General features: G+C 26.3%; 1 protein-coding gene. It reads right to left on the bottom strand.

The features are described 5' to 3' along the window. Positions 1–1,385, bottom strand: a 1,385-nt coding sequence (locus ACR0QS_RS13195) for an MBOAT family O-acyltransferase (protein ID WP_432633913.1), incomplete at its 3' end; no start/stop codon positions are given. Positions 1,386–1,490: the final 105 nt, after the last annotated feature.

The following is a 1,490-nucleotide window of genomic DNA, read 5'->3' as shown; positions in this document are numbered from 1 at the left end:
TAAGTCCCGTTCACTAAATACATAATGCAAATAAATAATAATATATATTGAATTATGCTTTCCAATATATAAACTTTGCTTGAAAACGCCACCCCTCTGACTTTTGGAAATAAACTTTGAAATAATCCGCTAAATAATATTCCGAATATAAAACATACAAAAGTTTGAGGATAAAAGAAATAACGGACTGTGTAAACGCTTTCTTTATAACTAAACATTAATTTATATAATTCTAACGCATGTTTTAAGTCGTTCGCTCTGAATAAAACCCAGCCTATTATAAACACGAATATCACATAAATATGATTGATAAACTTTAATTTATTCTTTTCTAATAATTTTCCTAAAAATATTCTTTCAATTACCAAAAAGAAGCCATGAAATAATCCCCATAAAATAAAATTATAACTCGCTCCATGCCATAATCCCGTTGCAAAGAAAACTATTAAAAGATTTATATATGTGAATAATTTTCCTTTTCTGTTTCCGCCCAATGGAATATATAAATACTCTTTAAACCAAGTCGATAAAGATATATGCCATCTTCTCCAAAATTCTTTTATAGATTTCGATATATACGGATAATTAAAATTTTCTAAAAAAGTAAATCCGAACATTTTGCCCAAACCGATAGCCATATCCGAGTAGCCCGAAAAATCATAATATATTTGAAGCGTATATAAAATTCCCGAAACCCAAGCCAAAGCCGTTCCCAATTCGTTTGTAGGCTGTTTCAATATTTCATCGCATGATAAAGCGAACATATTTGCGAGAATTACTTTTTTCGATAAACCGTAAATAAACCTTTTAATGCCGTAAAATATATTTTCTAAATTCTCGTTTCTGTTTATTATTTGATTTTCAATATCATGATATTTCACAATAGGACCTGCTATAAGCTGCGGGAAGAACGAAATATATAAAGCCAAATTAAATATATTTTTCTGCGCTTTATTATGCCCTCTATAAACATCGATAACATAAGATAAAGCCTGAAAAGTATAAAAAGATATTCCAATAGGCAAAACTATATTTTTTAATTCGATTATTTTATTTGAAGATAAAGAATTGATAATTGAAATAATAAAATTCGTATATTTGAAATATCCTAATATTGACAAATTAATTATAATGCATAAAGCCAAATATATTTTTTTATTTTTCAAATTATTATTTTCTATCGCTTTGTCTATCAATAACGCGAATATATAATTGACGATTATCGAAGAGAACATTATTAAAGTATAGCTAACTCCTCCCCAAGCGTAAAATATTATACTTGCGATTAAAAGTAAAATATTTTTAAATCTTTTATCAATTAAATAGTAGGAACAAAATACTACGGGAAGGAAAAGACAAAGAAATATCATAGAGCTAAACAGCATAATAACTCCATGATATAAAATAAAAACTGAAATAAGAAATTCTAATTTTAAAATAAATGGAAACTAATAAAAAGTTTAAAATATTAGTATAGTATAGTATAGTAT

The organism is Brachyspira sp., assembly GCF_050873525.1.
Lineage (GTDB): Bacteria > Spirochaetota > Brachyspiria > Brachyspirales > Brachyspiraceae > Brachyspira.
Note: the sequence above shows the minus strand (reverse complement) of the source record. Positions and strands in the feature narration are given on the sequence as shown.